Below are 16,602 nucleotides of genomic sequence, written 5' to 3' on the forward strand. Positions count from 1 at the left end.
GAGCCCATGAGCCGCAAGAACGCTCTTGATCTGCACATCCCGGCGCCGAATGCGCGTCCGGGCGACAAGCCGGACTTCAGCGGCTGGACCTTCCCCGAACCCGGCGACACGCCGCGGCCTGATATCGATGTCTCTCCGAGTGAATTGCGCGATTATGCGTACGGGCTCATTCGCGTGCTCGACATGGAAGGCAATGCACTGGGCGCGTGGGCGCCGCATCTCGATGCGGAAACGCTGCGCCGTGGCCTCAAATACATGATCCTCACGCGCGCGTTCGACGATCGCATGTATCGCGCGCAGCGTCAGGGCAAGACCAGCTTCTACATGCAGAGCTTCGGCGAAGAAGCGATCTCGGTGGCGCAATCGATGGTGCTGTCGCCGGAAGATATGTGCTTCCCGTCCTATCGTCAGCAGGGCCTGCTCATCGCGCGCGATTATCCAATCGTCGAGATGATGAATCAGATCTACTCGAACAAGCGCGATCCGATGCGCGGGCGGCAATTGCCGGTGATGTACTCATCGAAGAAGGATGGCTTCTTCACGATCTCGGGCAATCTCGCGACGCAAGTTCCGCAAGCTGTGGGCTGGGCGATGGCGTCGGCCTATTCGGGCGACGTGCGCATTGCCGCGACTTGGTTGGGCGACGGCTCAACGGCGGAAGGCGATTTCCACGCGGCGATGACATTCGCGGCCGTGTATCGCGCGCCGGTGATCATCAATGTCGTCAACAACCAATATGCCATTTCGTCCTTCCAAGGCATCGCCGGCGGTGAGAACACAACCTTTGCCGCGCGTGGCGTCGGCTACGGCATGGCGCCGTTGCGCGTGGATGGAAACGACTTCCTTGCGGTGTACGCGGTGACGCAATGGGCGGCCGAACGGGCGCGCGCCAATCTCGGGCCGACACTGATCGAGCATTTCACCTATCGCGGCGGCCCACATTCGACGTCGGATGATCCCTCCCGCTATCGCCCGGCTGATGAAGGCCGCTCGTGGCCGTTGGGCGATCCGCTGGAGCGCTTGAAGCAACACCTGATCTCGATCGGTGAATGGAGCGACGAGCAGCATCGCGCAGCGCAAGAAGCCGCGGTCGAGCAGGTGCGCGAAGCTGGTCGCGAAGCCGAGAAGGAAGGCGTGCTCGGCACGGAGGGCGCACACCCGGCGCAATCCATGTTCGAGGACGTTTACAAAGAGATGCCTTGGCACCTCCAAGAACAGCGCAAGCAATTGGAGGTCTGATCCGATGGCCACGATGACCATGATCCAGGCGCTCAATTCAGCGCTCGACACCATGATGGCGCGCGATTCGCGCGTGCTCACCTTCGGCGAAGACGTCGGCTATTTTGGCGGCGTGTTCAAAGTCACCGAACATCTGCAACAGAAGTACGGGCCCAAGCGCTGCTTCGATGCGCCGATCAACGAATGCGGCATCGCCGGCACGGCGATCGGCATGGCGGTGTACGGCCTGCGCCCGGTGATCGAGATCCAGTTCGCGGACTATATGTATCCCGCCTACGACCAGCTCGTGTCGGAAGCGGCGCGTATTCGCTATCGCTCGGCCAATGATTTCACCGTGCCCATGACGGTGCGCATGCCCTATGGCGGCGGCATTTATGGCGGCCAAACGCATAGCCAAAGCCCGGAAGCTTTGTTCACGCACGTCGCTGGCTTGAAGACGGTGATCCCGGCGACGCCGTATGATGCGAAGGGCTTGTTGATTTCGGCGATCGAGGACGATGATCCGGTGATCTTCCTTGAACCGAAGCGTGTCTATAACGGCCCGTTCGACGGTCGCCGCGATCGCCCGGTGATCCCGTGGTCGAAGCACCCGGCGTCTGAAGTGCCGGAAGGCTATTATAAAATTCCGCTCGGCAAGGCGAACATTGTGCGCGAAGGCGCGGAGATGACGATCCTCGCGTACGGCACGATGGTGCACGTCGCGCTCGCCGCCACCGAGGATAGCGGCATCGACGCCGAAGTGATCGATCTGCGCACGCTGCTGCCGGTCGATATCGAGACGATCAAGGCGTCGGTCGCAAAGACTGGCCGCTGCGTGATCTTGCACGAAGCCACACGCACCTCGGGCTACGGCGCGGAACTCGCAGCGCTCGTGCAGGAACATTGCTTCTATCACCTCGAAGCGCCCATCGAACGCGTCACGGGCTTTGACACGCCCTATCCGCACGCGCTCGAATGGGAGTATTTCCCAACCCCGCCGCGCATCATCAAAGCCATGCGCCGCGCGATGGAGGCGTAAGGGTTATGGGCCAGTACGTATTCAAGCTGCCGGACGTGGGCGAAGGCACGGCTGAGGCCGAGATCGTCGCGTGGCACGTGCGCGTGGGCGACATGGTCAAGGAAGACGCGCCGCTCGTAGATGTGATGACGGACAAGGCGACGGTGGAGATGACCGCGCCTGTGAGCGGCAAAATCGTCGAGATCAATGGCGAGCCGGGTGACATGGCCGCTGTTGGTTCGGCGATCGTGGTGTTCGAAACGGATGCTGCAAACTCCTCCCCCGCGAGCGGGGGAGGAGCTGAGCGAAGCGAAGCGGAGAGGGCAAGTCCGCCTGCCGTCAGCGCAGCGCCCCCTCAGTCGCTTCGCGACAGCTCCCCCGTAAACGGGGGAGCAGTTAGCAACGCAGCGCCCCAAGCTGCGGCGAGCGAACCCAAGCCGCGCATCAAGGCGCCGGCGGGCGCTGTGTGGAGTGAAGAAGCGGTGCAAGCGGCGATGGGCGCGAAGCCCTCGGCGCCGACGGCGTCCACGCCGGTCGGCAAATCGCCGCAACCAGCGCCGAAGCCCGCGCAAGCCGTCGCGCGGCCAGAGCCGCGCGAGCCGTCGGTGCGCGAGTGGGGCAACGTGCTGGCGTCGCCAGCGGTGCGTGCGCGCGCGCAGAAGCTTGGCGTCGATCTCGGCCAAATTCGCGGCACGGGTCCGGATGGTCGCGTGACGCATGAAGATCTGGACGCGGTGCTTGTGCCGGCGACTGGCGCGCGCGGCGGCGCATCGTCGGCGCTTGCCGTGAAGAATGGCGTTGAGCCTGTGAAGGTCATCGGCCTTCGCCGCAAGATCGCAGAGAAGATGCAGGACGCCAAGCGCCGCATTCCGCACTTTGCCTACGTCGAAGAAGCCGACCTCACCGAGCTCGAAGAGCTTCGCGCGCATTTGAACGCGACCAAGCGCAACGATCAGCCGAAGCTGACCATGCTGCCGTTCCTGATGCGCGCGCTTGTGCTGGCATTGCCGGATTTCCCGCAGATCAACGCGCGTTACGATGACGAGCAGGGCGTGGTCTATCGCCACGACAATGTCGACATCGGCATCGCCACGCAGACCGATAACGGCCTGATCGTGCCGGTCGTGCGTCACGCGGAAGCGCGCGACGTCTGGGATTCTGCGACAGAGGTTTCGCGTCTCGCGGCGGCCGTGCGCAACAACAGCGCCGGCAAGGACGAACTCTCCGGTTCGACCATCACCATCACCTCGCTCGGCGCGCTGGGCGGCATCGTCACGACGCCGGTGATCAATCACCCGGAAGTCGCGATCATCGGCGTGAACAAGCTGGTGGAGCGTCCGGTGGTGAAGAACGGCCAGATCGTCGTCCGCAAGATGATGAATTTGAGCTCGTCCTTCGATCACCGCGTGGTCGACGGCTATGACGCCGCCGCCTTCATCCAACGCGTAAAGGGCCTGCTGGAGCACCCTGCGGCGCTGTTCATCGAGCGCTAAGGCTTGCGCACATCTGCAAGCTGTGCGCTCCTTCCTTCACTGGGAGGGGCCCTTTGATGTTGCGCTATTCGATTGTGGTGATTGCCGCCGCCACTCTGTTCTGTGGTGAAGCCGAAGCGTGTTCGATCCTTCCGCCGGTGCAGGACGCGCCGTTCGTCGGTGAGACTGCGGAGGTGTTCCAGCAGCGGGTCGAAGCGCGTCGTGCGCAGGAGGAAGCGGACCGCCAAGCACGGCTGATCGCGTTTCAACGTCAGACCTGGGAAGAGGCTTCATCGGTCGTTATCGCCCGCGTAGTGCGCAGGGAAGAGGCTGTGCCGCTGCGCAACGAATATGGCGAAGTGTATGGGCAATCACCGCGCGCGCACTTGCGCGTGGAGCGCTGGCTGAAGGGCCAAGCGCGCGGGCGCCCAAGCTTCAGCGTGCGCCACGTTGGTCTAACCAGTTGCGGGCCTTTTGGCGGCGGCGATGCGGTCGATGGCGCTGTCGGAGCAGAATTTGTGGTGTTCCTAAGCGCAGGACGATTGCGCCAGAGCCGTGTCATCAATTCGCTCGCGCTCGATCGCGTGATGGCGCCCGAGCTTCGCGACATGCTGACCGCTTCGAATTGAGCGCCTGCGCACAACCGCTTGTTTTTCCTGTGAATCTTCCCTCATTCCCCATTCACGTGACCGGCGTCATCTTCACGTCGCGTCGTTCTGCGCCTAATAGGGTGCACAGGGACGACTTTGTGCAGAAGGCTTAAGGGGCGCGGGCGATGGCGGATGTCTTCATTTCCTACGCGAGCGAAGACCGCAATCGGGTCCGCCCGCTGGCGGAAGCGCTGCAATCGCGCGGCTTCAATGTGTGGTGGGATCGCTCGCTCGCGGCGGGCCAGGACTACACCGCCGTTATCGAAAAGGAATTGAAGAGCGCAAAGGCCGTCATCGTCGTCTGGACGCAATCGTCTTCGGCTTCGACCTTCGTGCGCGATGAAGCCGGCCGCGCGCGGGATGAAGGCCGCCTCGTTCCCGTGCTTCTCGATCCAGTGCAATTGCCGCTCGGCTTCGGCGCGTTTCAAGCGGAAGATTTCACGCGCTGGAATGGCGGCGCCAACGCACCGCAGATGCAGCTATTGGAGGAGGTGCTGAAGGCGAAGCTGTCGGGCCGCGATGTCGACGGCAGCGCCATCGAACGTCGCCGCCGCAAACTCGGCGCGCGCATTCGGCTTGTTTCCGTGCTCACCGTGATTGCGCTGGTGATCGGTATCGCCGTCGGCGGCCGCTACCTTATCAGCCCGCCCGAACCTGAAGTGACCCAAGCCGATCTACGCGCCGAATTGCTGCGCTTGTTGGCCGAAGGTCAACTCACGCCGGAGCAGGCGATCCAACTCGCGCAAATTCTGGAATCCGGCGCGCTTGGCGAAACGCAAAGCGCTGCGCTAAGCGAGGAATCCCCGGCGTCGGCGCCGTCAGCCGGCGCGGAAACGCGCACGGCGGATGGTGGAGTGGAACTCGCCTCCGTGTCTGAAGCCGAGTTCGACGCCACCGCACGCGAGACCTATCGCCAAGCGTTCCTTGCCGTCGCGCGCCACCCCGACGCGCAAGTGCGTCTGGCCGCCGCGCAAATGTCGCAACCGCAAACGCAAGCCGCGGCGATGCAAACGCTATGGAATTACGCGCAGAACAATCCGGACGATCCGCTGCGTGACGAAATCTTCCTGCTGTGCGGTTCGGTCGGCGAGGCCAACGACAACCCGCTCGGCCAGCGCGCGCTGGAGATTGCCACCAACCTCAATCCGCGCAACACGGATGTCTGGCGCATGCTGTCGCGTTCCTACAGCCGCTTGAATCGCGGCGCGGAAGCCGCGGCTGCGGTGCAAGTGTCGGAAGCTGTGGTCGCCGCGAACGAGGGCCGCACGGCGGAGGCCGAGCAACAATTGCAAACGGCGGCGCAAAATCTCGAAGCGCCGGCCGTGCGTGCGCAGGTCGTCTCAGAACTTGGCGCGATCGCGAGCGAACGCGGTGATTGGACGTCTGCCAGCGCGCGCTTCGCGCAAGCTTACACGCTGCGTGAACAAGTGGCCGACGCCGCGCCCGAGAATGCGCCGGCGCAGCAAGTAATCCAGGCGGACGCGCAACAGCTCGTTATCGCGCTCGATCGCTCTGGCCGGACGCGTGAAGCATGCGAACGCTTGCGCCAAGCGCAGCAGGAGCACGATGTGGCCGCACCCGATCAGGAAATCCTCGATCGTTGCCAGGCGGAATTCCGCACGCAGCTGCGGTCGGACGTGCAACTGGCGCCGACACTGCGCGTGCGCCCGGAGGTGATCCAGCGCCAACGTGTGGTCACGCCAACGCCCGCGCCGACGCCGTAAATCTTCCCCGCATGCGCGGGAAGTGGCGAGCGAAGCGAGCCGAAGGGGGAAAGTCCGTCAGACGTTGCGCGGTGTCGCCCCCTCAGTCACGCTGCGCGTGACAGCTCCCCCACCGAAATCGCAAAGCGATTTCGGCCAACCAAAGATGCCGGCCGCGCGGCGGCCGGTGGCGGGTGAGCAGTTTAAGCGCGCTTTAAAAACAGCACCTTCGCCGCGCCATACTCGCGCTCGTCCAGAATCTCGTAGCCCGGCAACACTGGCGCCTCGTCCGACGCGCACTCAAACACGATCAGCGCATCGGCGCTGATCCAGCCGCCTTCGCCGAGTTTCGCCAACGTCCGTTCACCTAAACCCTTGTGGTAGGGCGGATCCAGGAAGACGAGATCGAACGGATCGCCGAGGCCTGCGGGCTTGGCGCCCAGATCGGTGGCGTCGCGGCGATGGATGCGCGTCGCGCCGAAGAGGCCGAGGGCTTCGATGTTGTCGCGGATCGCGCCGCGGGCGCCAGCTTCGTTTTCCACGAAGAGCGCAAACGCAGCCCCGCGCGACATCGCTTCAAGGCCAAGCGCACCGGAGCCGGCAAATAGATCAAGCACCCGCCGGCCGTCGACGCCGGGCGACCAGTCCGCATGGGCCAAGATGTTGAAAACAGCCTCCCGCGCACGGTCGCCGGTCGGCCGTGTGTCGCGGCCGCCGGGCGCTTCGATGGCGCGGCCTTTGAATTGTCCCCCGACGATGCGCATGCGTTTCCCTACCAAAGCCGGCGGCGAACGCCATATGTCGCGCTTGACGGCTGTCGCCAAGCGCTTGACGCACGCGGCAGGCTTCGTGAACAAGGGCCACCCCTGATCCGGGGCCTGGGACTGGAGTAAAGCTGCCGTGGTTTTCGACGCATCCGATCTCGCGGCGCTGTTTCAAGTCATCCTGATCGATCTGGCCCTGGCAGGCGACAACGCCGTGGCCGTTGGCCTCGCGGCCGCCGCGCTCCCACACGAACAACAGCGCCGCGCGATCTTTTGGGGTGTCGTTCTGGCGCTGGTGCTGCGCATCATCTTCGCTGGCATTACGATTCAGCTCTTGGCCATCCCGGGCCTGCTCTTCGTCGGCGGCTTGCTGCTGTTCTGGGTGGCTTGGCGCATGTGGTCGGACCTGAAGGCGCACGAGCCCGTTATGGTCGGCGATCCGGTGGCCGGTGAGCATGTCGCCGAAGCGGTGGCGTCAGGCGGCAAGGCGCCGAAAACGTTCGGCAGCGCGCTGCTCACGATCATCATCGCCGACGTTTCGATGTCGCTCGACAACGTGCTCGCGGTCGCTGCTGTCTCGAAGCACAGCCCTTACGTGATGGCGTTCGGCTTGATCCTCTCCGTCGTGCTGATGGGTGTTGCGGCTTCAGTGATCGCGCGCATCATCAACAAGCATCGCTGGATCGCCGTGCTCGGCATCGTGATCATCGTCTTCGCCGGCACGCGCATGGTTTGGGAAGACGGGCATAATTTCTTCCCCGCGTTCATCCCCGCGATCCCGAGCTTCCTCGGCGGCGGTCACTGATCGCCAAGTTTTTCGCGATTGCTTTCGTGCAGCGCGCGGGTTTCCGGCGTGAGCACAGGCGCGAACGTCTCTTCGAAATCGATCACGGGGCGGATTTCGATCTCGCTTTTGGTCGGCATCGGATTTGGGCAGCGCTTCACCCAAGCGAGCGCCTCGTCCATGTCTTTGACTTCCCAAAGCCAATAGCCGGCGACGATTTCCTTGGTCTCAGCGAACGGCCCGTCGGTGACGGTGCGGCTGTCGCCATCGAACAGAACGCGTTTGCCGAATGAAGAGGGCTGCAACCCGTCGCCACCCTTCATGATGCCGGCTTCAATGAGCAATTCATTGTAGCGGCCCATCGCCTCGACGAGTTCGAGCGACGGCATGGCGCCCGCCTCACTATCGGCGGTGGCTTTGACGAATACGACGACACGCATGGCTTTCTCCGCTGCTTTGCCCAGAGGACGAATGATGGGCCGCGATCCCGACATTGCTCCGAAATTATTCGCCGCGCTTTTGCCCCAGCTGTTCGCGCAGGACTTTGGCGGGAATTTCTTCGACCGCGCCGGGTTCCATCGTGCCCAATTGGAACGGCCCGTAGCTCACGCGGATAAGTCGGTTCACTTTGAGGCCGATGGCGTCGAGCACGCGGCGGACTTCGCGGTTCTTGCCTTCGGTAATGGCCACGCTGATCCAAGCGTTCGCGCCAGCGCCGCGCTCAAGCTTCGCGTCAATCGCGCCGTAGCGCACGCCTTCAACAGTGACGCCGTCTCTCAGATAGTCCAGCTCTTCCTGCGTCACGCGTCCATAGGCGCGCGCGCGATAGCGGCGCACCCAGCCGTTTGAGGGCAGCTCCAGCTTACGCGCGAGTTCGCCGTCATTGGTCAGTAGCAGCAAGCCTTCGGACGTGAGGTCGAGCCGGCCGACCGAGATCACGCGCGGCAGCTCAGGCGGTAGGTGCTCGAACACCGTCGGCCGGCCAGCGGGATCGCGGTGCGTGGTCACAAGGCCGGTGGGCTTGTGATAGCGCCACACCCGCGTTGGCGCGGCCGCGCCAATGGGCCGGCCATCGACCTGGACCTTGTCCTTCTCGCTCACCTTGAAGGCGGGGGTATCCAGCACCTTGCCGTTTACCTTGACGCGCCCGTCCGCGATCAGCCGTTCGGCATCGCGGCGCGAGCACACGCCAGCACGCGCCAAGAACTTGGCTATGCGTTCGCCGTCGCTAAATCGTTCTGAGGAGGTCGCCATGTTCGCTGTGATCTATCGTTGGCGCGTCGTACCAGGGCTGGAGGCGCAATTCGAGGCCGGTTGGCGACGCGGGACGGAGCGCATTGCAGCCGAGTTCGGCGGCTGGGGCTCGCGCCTGCACGCGGCAGGCGAAGGCGTGTATATCGCCTACGCCCAATGGCCCGACGAGGCGAGTTGGAAGAAGGCGATGGAAACGCGCATGGACCATTCCGACGACGAGGCGCGGCGCATGTATCGCGAGGCGATCGTGGAGGGCACGTTCGAGACGCTGGCCTCCGGGCCGGTGGTGGCCGATCTGCTGGATCTGCGCCGCGCATGAGCGACGAGGCGCATATGGCGCGGGCCTTGGCGCTGGCGGCCGCGGCCGCTGAGGCGGACGAGGCGCCGATCGGCTGCGTGATTGTCGATGGTGCGGGGGAAGTGATCGCCGAGGGTGCGAATGCGCCGATCGCCACGCACGACCCCACCGCACATGCCGAGATCATCGCGCTCCGCCAGGCGGCGGCGGCACTTCAGAATTACCGGCTCAAGCCCGGCCTGACCCTCTATGTGACCCTGGAGCCCTGCGCGATGTGCGCGGGGGCCATCTCCAACGCCCGGATCAATCGACTGGTTTATGGGGCCTCCGACCCCAAGGGCGGCGGCGTGGCGCACGGGGCGCGCGTGTTCGACCAGCCGACCTGCCATTGGAAGCCGGCCGTCACGGCCGGGGTGGAAGCCGAAGCCGGGGCCAAGCTCCTGAAGGACTTCTTCAAAGTCCGCCGCAAAGGCGTCGACACTTAAATGCGACCCATATTTTGGATCGACCGCCGTGTCGCATTTAAGTCTCCAAAGACGCTTTTGAATCAAAAGTTCTAAAGCAACTTATGGACTTTAAATTCCCTCCGAGTTCGCCATCCGGCTGAGGCGAATTTGAAGTCCGTTGCTTTAGGGCGAGGGGGATTGTGCTTTGTGCGTTGCAGCATAAGCTCCCGGCCCCATGACCCTGGCCTCGACTCAATCGCTCTATTTCGAAGACCTCAGCGTCGGCATGCGCGAGGATTATTCCAAGCATGTCCGCGCTTCGGACGTGGTCGGCTTTGCCGAGCTGTCAGGCGATCGCAATCCGATCCATTTGAGCGAGCATTTCGCCGCCAAGACGCCGTTCGGCGGCCGCATCGCGCATGGCCTTTATACGGCGAGCCTGATCTCAGCTGTGATCGGCACGCGTATGCCGGGGCCGGGCGCGATCTATATTTCGCAGACGCTGCGTTTCCTGGCGCCGGTGAAGATCGGCGACACGGTGGTCGCGAGCGTCGAAGTCGTGGAATTGGTCGAGAAGGGCCGCCGCGCCAAGCTGCGCTGCGAGTGCCGCGTGGGCGATACCGTGGTGCTTGAAGGCGAAGCCGAAGTGAAGATCCCGGCGCGTCCTGCGGCCGAACAAATCAGCGCTTAAGCCAAGAGCGCGCGCGCTTTTGCGGCGTCATCCGCCATTTGTGTTTTGAGCGCTTCGACGTCGGCGAAGTGCGCCTCATCGCGCAGGAAGGCGATCATCTCGACTTCGATCGTCTTGCCGTAAAGCTCCGCATCGAAATCGAAGACGTGCGCTTCAAGCAAGGGCTCGGGCAACGCGCCGACCGTGGGGTTCACGCCAATACTCGCGACGCCCGGTAGTGATACGCCATCGATAATGATACGCACCGCATAAATGCCCAGACGCGGCCGCGCGTAATCGCCCAGCGGCACATTGGCGGTCGCAAAGCCAAAGCCGCGACCACGCTGGAAGCCGCGTTGCACGACGCCTTCGATCGCCCAGGGACGCGAAAGGATCCCGGCGGCCTTATCCATATCACCAGCCGCAAGCGCAGCGCGTGCGGCTGTCGAGGAATAGCGCTCTCCGTCGCCCTTCACGGCTTCAACGGCATCGACGCTAAAGCCATAGCGCGCGCCAAGCTCACGCAGCCGCGCTGCATCGCCCATGCGGCCGCGGCCGAAGCGGTAGTCCGCGCCAACGCTGACATGACGGACGCAGAGGCGCTGATGCAGGATCTCGCGCGCGAAGTCCTCGTCGCTGCGCTTGGCCAGATCCGCGTCGAAGCCAATCTCAAACAAATCCTTTACGCCGAGCGTCGCGAGTGCGCGGGCGCGTTGTGCATCACTTTGTAAACGAAATGGCGGCGCGTCGGGTTGGAAGAAGCGGCGCGGGTGCGGGCAGAAGAGTGCGACACCCAAATGCGCGCTGTGCGCACGCGCGGAGGCGATCACGGCTTGGTGGCCACGATGCACGCCGTCGAAATTGCCGAGCGCGATCGCTGCGCCGCGCGCGTCGTCGGGGAGAGAGTCCAAAGGGGCGTGGCGGCGCATTTAGTTCACAAAGTCTTGCGTTCGCGACCAGATGCAGCGGCGTGCGTTTCCAAAGTGTTGCTTCCTTCGGCGCGAAAAGCGCGCGCGTTCATTCATACTTAAGCGCTGTTTTACCGAAAATTTTTGGCTCTTTGCTATCTATCATTTCACTACGGCGCAAAAAACGCCGGGACGCTCCGCCGCCGGGTCATCGCACCCTGAGCCGGCGGCGGGCGCGACCCCCGGACAAAACACAAGCGCCCTCTGAGGGGTATGATTATGTCCGTGTCGATGACAGCGCCGATCCTGATCGTGGATGATTACAACACCATGATCCGCATCATGCGCAATTTGTTGCGCCAGCTCGGCTTCACCAACATCGACGAAGCGTCGGACGGTCGTACCGCCCTCACCAAGATGAGCCAGAAGAACTACGCGCTGGTCATCTCCGATTCCACCATGGCGCCGATGACGGGCATGGAGCTGTTGCAGCGCGTGCGCGCCGACGACCGCACCAAGCAAACGCCGTTCGTGATGGTCGCCAACGATCCCAGCGAAGGCTCGGAAGCTGAACGCCGCGCCGCGAACGGCTACATCTTGAAGCCCTTCAATGCGCAATCGCTGAAGACGAAACTCGTGCCGGTGTTCGGCGCGTTCTAAATCGCGGTTTGACCGCCATCCAAAATGTAAGTCTGACCTGTCGCGAACGAACCCGCTTTCGACGCGAGCAGCACAGCCATGCCGGCGATGTCGTCCGGCTCGCCGATGCGCTTCAACGCTGAGGCGCCTGTCCATTTCGCCAGAATGTCCGGGTTCTCCCAAAGCGCTTTGGCGAAATCGGTTTTCACAAGCCCCGGCGCGATCGTGTTCACGCGCACATTGTCCTCGCCGAACTCGGCCGCGAGATTGCGCGCGAGCTGCATGTCTGCGGCCTTCGAGATGTCGTAGGCGCCGATAATGGGCGAGCCTTTGAGGCCGCCGATCGATGAAATGATGATCACCGAACCATCCTTGCGCTTGCGCATTTGCGGCGCGCACATCTGGATCAGCCAGTGGTTCGAGATGATGTTGTTCTGCAGCACCTTGGTGAATTGCTCATCGGTGATGCCCGCCATCGGCCCGAAATAGGGGTTGGTGGCCGCGTTGCAGACAACGATATCGACCTTGCCGAACGCCTTGTTGGTTTCATCGACCAGATTCTGCAGCGCCTCTTTCACGGCGATATTGGCGGCGACCGCGATGGCGGCGGTGCGGCCCACCAGCTTGTTGATTTCGTCCGCCGCTTCCTGGCAGGCGTCGAGCTTGCGGGAGGACACGACCACGTTGGCGCCATGCTCGGCAAGGCGATGGGCGATGGCTTTGCCGATGCCGCGCGATGAGCCGGTAATGATCGCGGTCTTGCCGGTCAGATCGAACAAATTGGCCACGCGCTTACTCCCTGTTATGTGGGCGCTATCCTAGGCGCGGGCGGAGCGGCCGGTCTAGGCTGACGTTGGAGGAGGCCGCATGGCGAAGAGCTGGGTTTGGGGCGCGAGCGCTCTGGTGTTGCTGGCGCTGACCGCATGCGAACGGACCCCGCCTGATCCGCTGGCCGAAGCGCGCGCGGCGTGCGCCGATGCGGGCGCGGAGGCCGAAGCGCGGATCGAGGCGTGCGGCGCGCTGATCAATTCCGGTTCGCTCGAAGACGCCGAGCGCGGCTTGGCGCTGTCGCGGCGTGGAGAGGCGACGCAAGAGGCGGGCGACGTCACCGACGCGCTGCGCGACTACAACGCCGCTCTGGCCATTGATGAAGCCAACGCGCTGGCGCTCAAGGGCCGCGCGTCGATCATGATTGCGTCCGGCCAATTGGACGCCGCCGAGCCGCTTGTGCAACGCCTACTGACGAGTGGCGAATACGCCGCCGATGCGCATTTTTTCGTGGGCGAGATCGCCCGCTTGCGCGGCGATTCCGATGCGGCGAGCGCCGCTTATGACGCGGCCATCGCCGCTGACCGCCGCTACGCGCCGGCCCTCGCCAGCCGTGGGCTGATCAAACAAAACGCGCTCGATTACGCGGGCGCGATCGAGGATTACAACGCCGCGCTCAGCGCCAACCCGCAGCTGACGACAGCGATGGCCGGCCGATGCTGGGCCAACGTGCTGATGCGCGACGGCAATCTTGGGCGCGCGCGCTCGGACGCTGATGCCGCCGCCGAAGCTGATCCGCGTAACGTGGAAGCGCAGCTCTGCCGCGGCCTGCTACAATTGCGCGCCGGTGAATGGGAGGCCGCCCAAGCTTCGTATGACGCCGTGCTTGAAGTCGAGCCCGGCAATCCGAACGCATTGTTCGGACGCGGCGTGGCGCGTCGGCGTGGCGGCGACAATGAAGGCCGCGACGACATGAACCGCGCCCGCGATTTCGAACCGCACATCGCGCGCGCATTCGAAGACCTCGGCGTGCGGACGTACTAAGCCAGTTCCGGCATCACGTAATTTGCGCGCACGCCTTCGTGGGCCAGTGCGGCTTCCACTTTCGAGGGATCGAGCGCGCCATCGGTGAAGAGCGCTTCGCCGTGCATGCCGGATGCGATGAAGAGGCAATCGAGGCCTTGGGCGTTTGCGCCGGCGACATCTGTCGGTGCGCCGTCGCCGATGCAGAGGATGCGGGACTTGTCGATGGCGCGGCCGGCGTGCGCTTCGAGTTCGCGCATGGCGAGGTCGTAGATCGGCGCATACGGCTTGCCGGCCATGATTACGCGGCCGCCGATCGCGGTATAGTCGCGCGCGATCGCGCCCGCGCACCAGACGAGGTGATCGCCGACGCGCACGACGATGTCCGGATTGGCGCAGATCAGTTCGAGATCGCGCGCGCGGGCCTGCTTCAAAATATCTGCGTAATCGGCTGGCGTTTCATCTTCGCGATTGAGACCGGAAATGGCGACGAAGCGGGCCTGATCGAGCGTCGTGGTTTGCAGGCCAAGGCCTTCCCACAGCGGGCGATCGAATTCTTCGGGGCCAATCTTGAACACGGGGCCTGGCGCGCGGGCGCCGAGTTCGAAGCGTGTCGCGTCGCCGGAGGTGACGATCATATCCCAAGCGTCGCGCGGGCAGCCCATGCGATCAAGCTGGCCGGGAATTGGCCCGCGCGGCTTCGGTACGTTGGTCAGCAACGTGACCATTTTGCCGGCGTGGCGTGCGCGCTGGAGTGCGGCGGCGGCGTGGGGGTAGAGGCGGCGGCCGTTGTGCAGCACGCCCCACACGTCGCAGAACAGCGCGTCGTACTTGTCGAGTACGGCGTCGAGCGATTGGAGCATCTGCATCAAATGAAGGTCTCGGCGATGCGCGATGCATTCTGCTCTGCGTGCTCAGGCCCCGCATCATAGGGGCATTGCAGGATGATGTCGGCGTGATTGCGCTGCGGCTCGATATAGGTCTCGTGCATGGGCCGCACCGTCATAAAGAATTGCGACATGACCGAGCGTGGTGTGCGCCCGCGTTGCTCCACGTCGCGGATCATGCGCCGCGCAAGGCGCACGGATTCATCAGCGTTCACGAACACTTTGAGATCGAACATCGGCACCAGTTCGGGCGCCGCCAGCAACAGAATGCCTTCGACGATGATGGTGTCGGCGTGAACGATACGCTCGACCTCAGGTTTGCGGCGATGGGTGACGAGATCGTAGATCGGCTTGTCGAACGCGACGCCGCTTTTGGCGAGTTCGAGGTGTTCACGCAGGAGGCCGTGCTCCTTGGCGGAGGGGGCGTCGAAATTGTGGGTCGCGGCGTCGAAGTTCGGGATGGTCGAGGCGCAGCGGTAATAATCGTCTTCCGCGATCACCACGGCGCCTGCGCCCAATTGGCGAGCCAGCGCGCGGGCGATGGTCGTCTTGCCGGCGCCGGAACCGCCGGTGATGGCGATGGTTCGTGTCATAGAGAGCGAATAGCGAATAGCGAATAGCGACGCTAGCCGTGAGCGCCGCGTCTAATCGCTACCCACCAGTCGCTGTTCTCTAGGCGACACGGCCGTTTTGCTTCAGTAGGAAATCGCGCGGCGGGGCGGTTTCTTCCATCAGGCTCTCTTTGATGGCGCGCGGCGCGCCAAAAAGGTGGCCTTGGCCGTAGGGCACGTCGAGGTCGAGCACTTCAAGAACGCTGTCCTCGTTCTCGATCCGCTCGGCGATGAGATCGATGCCGTAGCGCTGGAAGACGGCCGAGATGTCGATGGCGGCAATCTCGCGCGTGATGGCCGAGCGCGGGCGCACGCCGCCACGGACGATCTGCTCCACCATCGTGCGGCCGGCCATCTTCACGTAGCGCACGCCCGCGCGCTCAAGGTCCGGCAGATCGAGAGCGGCGTTGGTGACTTTGTCGATCGAGAAGCGGAAGCCGAGATCGACCAGCTTCGACATCGCGCGTGCTTCGATCGAGGTGCGGTTCTCGTAAGAGTCCTGCGGGATTTCGAAGATGACGCTGCCGGCGAGGTCACGGTTCTCGCGCATGAAGTCGAGGAATTGCGGGAAGAACAATTCATCGGCGAGCGCGCTCGGCGTCAGATTGCAGAAGATGCCGATGCGGCGATCCTGCTTCATCAGCTTGCGCACGATCTGCACGCAGCGGAAGAGCAGCACGTTATCGATCGTCGTCATCAGGCCCGCTTGCTCGGCGGCGGGGATGAATTCTTGCGGCAGGATGAGGCGGCCGTTCGCATCTTTCAGGCGGGTGAAGCCTTCGTAGAACGCGGTTTTGCGCTGTGGCAGCTGCACGATCGGCTGCAAGTGCAATTCGACACGGTTTTCCAGCAGCGCCTCGCGCACCAGATCCATGGGCCCGCGCGGCGCGTTCGGATTGAGTGGGGCGACGGCGCCGGATTGGATGCCTTGCAGGCGCGCGTCCATCGCGGCGCCGAGCTTGTCGACGATCTGGTCGATCAGCTTCAGCTCAAGCGGCATGCCGGCGCTCTGCGGATACGACGTCTCAAGCTGTGGCTGTTGCGGCGGCGGCGCGAAAGCGATCTGCGCTTCAAGACTGTCCATACGCGTCTGGATCGCGTCGATATCGGCGACGATTTCGCGTTGGGCAGAGCGGATGCGCTCGCTGTCGGCCTTCAAGCGCTTCTCGGCGCCGCCGATGCGGTTGGCCGCAGCACTCGATGAAATGCCCGCATGCGTGACCGCGCACGCACTGAACAGCGCGATGCCGCCAAGCAAGGACGAACCAAGTGGTTCGCCGCCGATTTGCATCAGCGCCGCGCCGGTCGCGAACGATATCATCGCGTAGCCGGCATAGAGCAGCACGTGCGTAATGATGGGCATTATTTGCCGTCCCGAATCTCTCAGTGAGCATGGGACGGGAAACGTGGTTGATCGAGTCTTAACGGCGGGGCGTGGGGAAGCCGTAAGTCATTGGTTCGAAAATGGTTTGCGGCCAGAGCGCACTGT

Annotated in this window: 19 protein-coding genes; 11 read left to right on the top strand and 8 right to left on the bottom strand. The window is 63.7% G+C overall.

The genetic code is table 11. The annotated features are described in order from the left end of the window. Positions 1-6: 6 nt before the first annotated feature. The 5 genes from EPJ54_RS18255 (at position 7) to EPJ54_RS18275 (ending at position 6,082) form a co-directional block, all read left to right on the top strand. Positions 7-1,239, top strand: a complete 1,233-nt coding sequence (locus EPJ54_RS18255; RefSeq protein ID WP_135213209.1) for a thiamine pyrophosphate-dependent enzyme — start codon at positions 7-9, stop codon at positions 1,237-1,239. A gap of 4 nt (positions 1,240-1,243) precedes the next feature. Beyond that, positions 1,244-2,257 carry an alpha-ketoacid dehydrogenase subunit beta gene (locus EPJ54_RS18260; protein ID WP_135213210.1) on the top strand — a complete coding sequence of 338 codons (1,014 nt, stop codon included), beginning with the start codon at positions 1,244-1,246 and terminating at the stop codon, positions 2,255-2,257. 5 nt (positions 2,258-2,262) lie between these two features. Continuing rightward, complete coding sequence (locus EPJ54_RS18265; RefSeq protein ID WP_135213211.1) at positions 2,263-3,729, top strand: dihydrolipoamide acetyltransferase family protein; 1,467 nt, start codon at positions 2,263-2,265, stop codon at positions 3,727-3,729. A gap of 56 nt (positions 3,730-3,785) precedes the next feature. Continuing rightward, positions 3,786-4,337, top strand: a complete 552-nt coding sequence (locus tag EPJ54_RS18270) for a hypothetical protein (protein ID WP_135213212.1) — start codon at positions 3,786-3,788, stop codon at positions 4,335-4,337. A 146-nt stretch (positions 4,338-4,483) separates the two neighbouring features. After that, positions 4,484-6,082, top strand: coding sequence for a toll/interleukin-1 receptor domain-containing protein (locus EPJ54_RS18275; RefSeq protein ID WP_135213213.1), 1,599 nt, complete (start codon positions 4,484-4,486; stop codon positions 6,080-6,082). Between the two features lie 182 nt (positions 6,083-6,264). Here EPJ54_RS18275 and rsmD read toward each other — a convergent pair whose 3' ends face one another. Then, a complete protein-coding gene (rsmD, locus tag EPJ54_RS18280) occupies positions 6,265-6,825 on the bottom strand; it encodes a 16S rRNA (guanine(966)-N(2))-methyltransferase RsmD (RefSeq protein ID WP_135213214.1) in 561 nt (186 codons plus the stop codon). Positions 6,826-6,961: 136 nt separating this feature from the next. On the opposite strand from rsmD, the gene EPJ54_RS18285 reads away from it, so the two are divergent. Then, entirely contained in the window at positions 6,962-7,630 is a 669-nt protein-coding gene (locus EPJ54_RS18285; RefSeq protein WP_135213215.1) for a YjbE family putative metal transport protein, read from the top strand. On the opposite strand, the gene EPJ54_RS18290 is transcribed toward EPJ54_RS18285, so the two are convergent. Further along, complete coding sequence (locus EPJ54_RS18290; RefSeq protein ID WP_135213216.1) at positions 7,624-8,049, bottom strand: YciI family protein; 426 nt, start codon at positions 8,047-8,049, stop codon at positions 7,624-7,626. The genes EPJ54_RS18285 and EPJ54_RS18290 overlap by 7 nt on opposite strands. A 64-nt stretch (positions 8,050-8,113) precedes the next feature. Further along, on the bottom strand, positions 8,114-8,863 hold the full coding sequence (locus EPJ54_RS18295) for a pseudouridine synthase (RefSeq protein WP_135213217.1): 750 nt from the start codon (positions 8,861-8,863) through the stop codon (positions 8,114-8,116). Between EPJ54_RS18295 and EPJ54_RS18300 the strand changes: the two genes are divergently transcribed. The 3 genes from EPJ54_RS18300 (at position 8,862) to EPJ54_RS18310 (ending at position 10,298) form a co-directional block, all read left to right on the top strand. Further along, the gene (locus tag EPJ54_RS18300) at positions 8,862-9,182 is read left to right on the top strand and encodes an antibiotic biosynthesis monooxygenase family protein (protein WP_167755833.1); all 321 of its coding nucleotides are present in this window, start codon (positions 8,862-8,864) and stop codon (positions 9,180-9,182) included. The two genes, EPJ54_RS18295 and EPJ54_RS18300, sit on opposite strands and share 2 nt — an antisense overlap. After that, positions 9,179-9,646 (top strand): tRNA adenosine(34) deaminase TadA, encoded by a 468-nt coding sequence (tadA, locus tag EPJ54_RS18305; RefSeq protein ID WP_239591022.1) that lies wholly within the window; start codon positions 9,179-9,181, stop codon positions 9,644-9,646. Before EPJ54_RS18300 ends, tadA begins: the two co-directional genes overlap by 4 nt. 196 nt (positions 9,647-9,842) lie before the next feature. After that, positions 9,843-10,298 carry a MaoC family dehydratase gene (locus EPJ54_RS18310; RefSeq protein ID WP_135213219.1) on the top strand — a complete coding sequence of 152 codons (456 nt, stop codon included), beginning with the start codon at positions 9,843-9,845 and terminating at the stop codon, positions 10,296-10,298. Here the strand turns inward: EPJ54_RS18310 and EPJ54_RS18315 are convergent. Continuing rightward, entirely contained in the window at positions 10,295-11,206 is a 912-nt protein-coding gene (locus tag EPJ54_RS18315) for a bifunctional riboflavin kinase/FAD synthetase (RefSeq protein ID WP_135213220.1), read from the bottom strand. The genes EPJ54_RS18310 and EPJ54_RS18315 overlap by 4 nt on opposite strands. A 258-nt stretch (positions 11,207-11,464) precedes the next feature. Here EPJ54_RS18315 and EPJ54_RS18320 point away from each other — a divergent pair, with 258 nt between their 5' ends. Continuing rightward, positions 11,465-11,845 (top strand): response regulator, encoded by a 381-nt coding sequence (locus EPJ54_RS18320; protein WP_135213221.1) that lies wholly within the window; start codon positions 11,465-11,467, stop codon positions 11,843-11,845. On the opposite strand, the gene EPJ54_RS18325 is transcribed toward EPJ54_RS18320, so the two are convergent. Beyond that, the gene (locus EPJ54_RS18325) at positions 11,842-12,612 is read right to left on the bottom strand and encodes an SDR family NAD(P)-dependent oxidoreductase (protein WP_135213222.1); all 771 of its coding nucleotides are present in this window, start codon (positions 12,610-12,612) and stop codon (positions 11,842-11,844) included. The genes EPJ54_RS18320 and EPJ54_RS18325 overlap by 4 nt on opposite strands. A gap of 79 nt (positions 12,613-12,691) precedes the next feature. Here EPJ54_RS18325 and EPJ54_RS18330 point away from each other — a divergent pair, with 79 nt between their 5' ends. After that, positions 12,692-13,636, top strand: coding sequence for a tetratricopeptide repeat protein (locus tag EPJ54_RS18330; RefSeq protein ID WP_135213223.1), 945 nt, complete (start codon positions 12,692-12,694; stop codon positions 13,634-13,636). Here EPJ54_RS18330 and EPJ54_RS18335 read toward each other — a convergent pair. The 3 genes from EPJ54_RS18335 to EPJ54_RS18345 all read right to left on the bottom strand — a co-directional run bounded on the left by EPJ54_RS18335 (position 13,633) and on the right by EPJ54_RS18345 (position 16,476). Next, positions 13,633-14,484 carry a TIGR01459 family HAD-type hydrolase gene (locus tag EPJ54_RS18335; protein WP_135213224.1) on the bottom strand — a complete coding sequence of 284 codons (852 nt, stop codon included), beginning with the start codon at positions 14,482-14,484 and terminating at the stop codon, positions 13,633-13,635. The genes EPJ54_RS18330 and EPJ54_RS18335 overlap by 4 nt on opposite strands. Further along, complete coding sequence (gene udk, locus EPJ54_RS18340) at positions 14,484-15,113, bottom strand: uridine kinase (RefSeq protein ID WP_420823049.1); 630 nt, start codon at positions 15,111-15,113, stop codon at positions 14,484-14,486. The genes EPJ54_RS18335 and udk overlap by 1 nt, the downstream gene beginning before the upstream one ends. A gap of 61 nt (positions 15,114-15,174) precedes the next feature. Then, on the bottom strand, positions 15,175-16,476 hold the full coding sequence (locus EPJ54_RS18345) for an EAL domain-containing protein (RefSeq protein WP_135213226.1): 1,302 nt from the start codon (positions 16,474-16,476) through the stop codon (positions 15,175-15,177). Positions 16,477-16,602 lie beyond the last annotated feature (126 nt).

The organism is Vitreimonas flagellata, from assembly GCF_004634425.1.
Taxonomy (GTDB): Bacteria; Pseudomonadota; Alphaproteobacteria; order Caulobacterales; family Aquidulcibacteraceae; genus Vitreimonas; species Vitreimonas flagellata.

What these genes read in the sequence shown, in the direction of transcription:
- EPJ54_RS18255 (WP_135213209.1), top strand. Translation starts at nt 7, where the DNA reads ATGAGCCGCAAGAACGCTCTTGATCTGCACATCCCGGCGCCGAATGCG.
- EPJ54_RS18260 (WP_135213210.1), top strand. Translation starts at nt 1,244, where the DNA reads ATGGCCACGATGACCATGATCCAGGCGCTCAATTCAGCGCTCGACACC.
- EPJ54_RS18265 (WP_135213211.1), top strand. Translation starts at nt 2,263, where the DNA reads ATGGGCCAGTACGTATTCAAGCTGCCGGACGTGGGCGAAGGCACGGCT.
- EPJ54_RS18270 (WP_135213212.1), top strand. Translation starts at nt 3,786, where the DNA reads ATGTTGCGCTATTCGATTGTGGTGATTGCCGCCGCCACTCTGTTCTGT.
- EPJ54_RS18275 (WP_135213213.1), top strand. Translation starts at nt 4,484, where the DNA reads ATGGCGGATGTCTTCATTTCCTACGCGAGCGAAGACCGCAATCGGGTC.
- rsmD (WP_135213214.1), bottom strand. Translation starts at nt 6,825, where the DNA reads ATGCGCATCGTCGGGGGACAATTCAAAGGCCGCGCCATCGAAGCGCCC.
- EPJ54_RS18290 (WP_135213216.1), bottom strand. Translation starts at nt 8,049, where the DNA reads ATGCGTGTCGTCGTATTCGTCAAAGCCACCGCCGATAGTGAGGCGGGC.
- EPJ54_RS18300 (WP_167755833.1), top strand. Translation starts at nt 8,862, where the DNA reads ATGTTCGCTGTGATCTATCGTTGGCGCGTCGTACCAGGGCTGGAGGCG.
- EPJ54_RS18295 (WP_135213217.1), bottom strand. Translation starts at nt 8,863, where the DNA reads ATGGCGACCTCCTCAGAACGATTTAGCGACGGCGAACGCATAGCCAAG.
- tadA (WP_239591022.1), top strand. Translation starts at nt 9,179, where the DNA reads ATGAGCGACGAGGCGCATATGGCGCGGGCCTTGGCGCTGGCGGCCGCG.
- EPJ54_RS18310 (WP_135213219.1), top strand. Translation starts at nt 9,843, where the DNA reads ATGACCCTGGCCTCGACTCAATCGCTCTATTTCGAAGACCTCAGCGTC.
- EPJ54_RS18315 (WP_135213220.1), bottom strand. Translation starts at nt 11,206, where the DNA reads ATGCGCCGCCACGCCCCTTTGGACTCTCTCCCCGACGACGCGCGCGGC.
- EPJ54_RS18320 (WP_135213221.1), top strand. Translation starts at nt 11,465, where the DNA reads ATGTCCGTGTCGATGACAGCGCCGATCCTGATCGTGGATGATTACAAC.
- EPJ54_RS18330 (WP_135213223.1), top strand. Translation starts at nt 12,692, where the DNA reads ATGGCGAAGAGCTGGGTTTGGGGCGCGAGCGCTCTGGTGTTGCTGGCG.
- EPJ54_RS18335 (WP_135213224.1), bottom strand. Translation starts at nt 14,484, where the DNA reads ATGCAGATGCTCCAATCGCTCGACGCCGTACTCGACAAGTACGACGCG.
- EPJ54_RS18345 (WP_135213226.1), bottom strand. Translation starts at nt 16,476, where the DNA reads ATGCCCATCATTACGCACGTGCTGCTCTATGCCGGCTACGCGATGATA.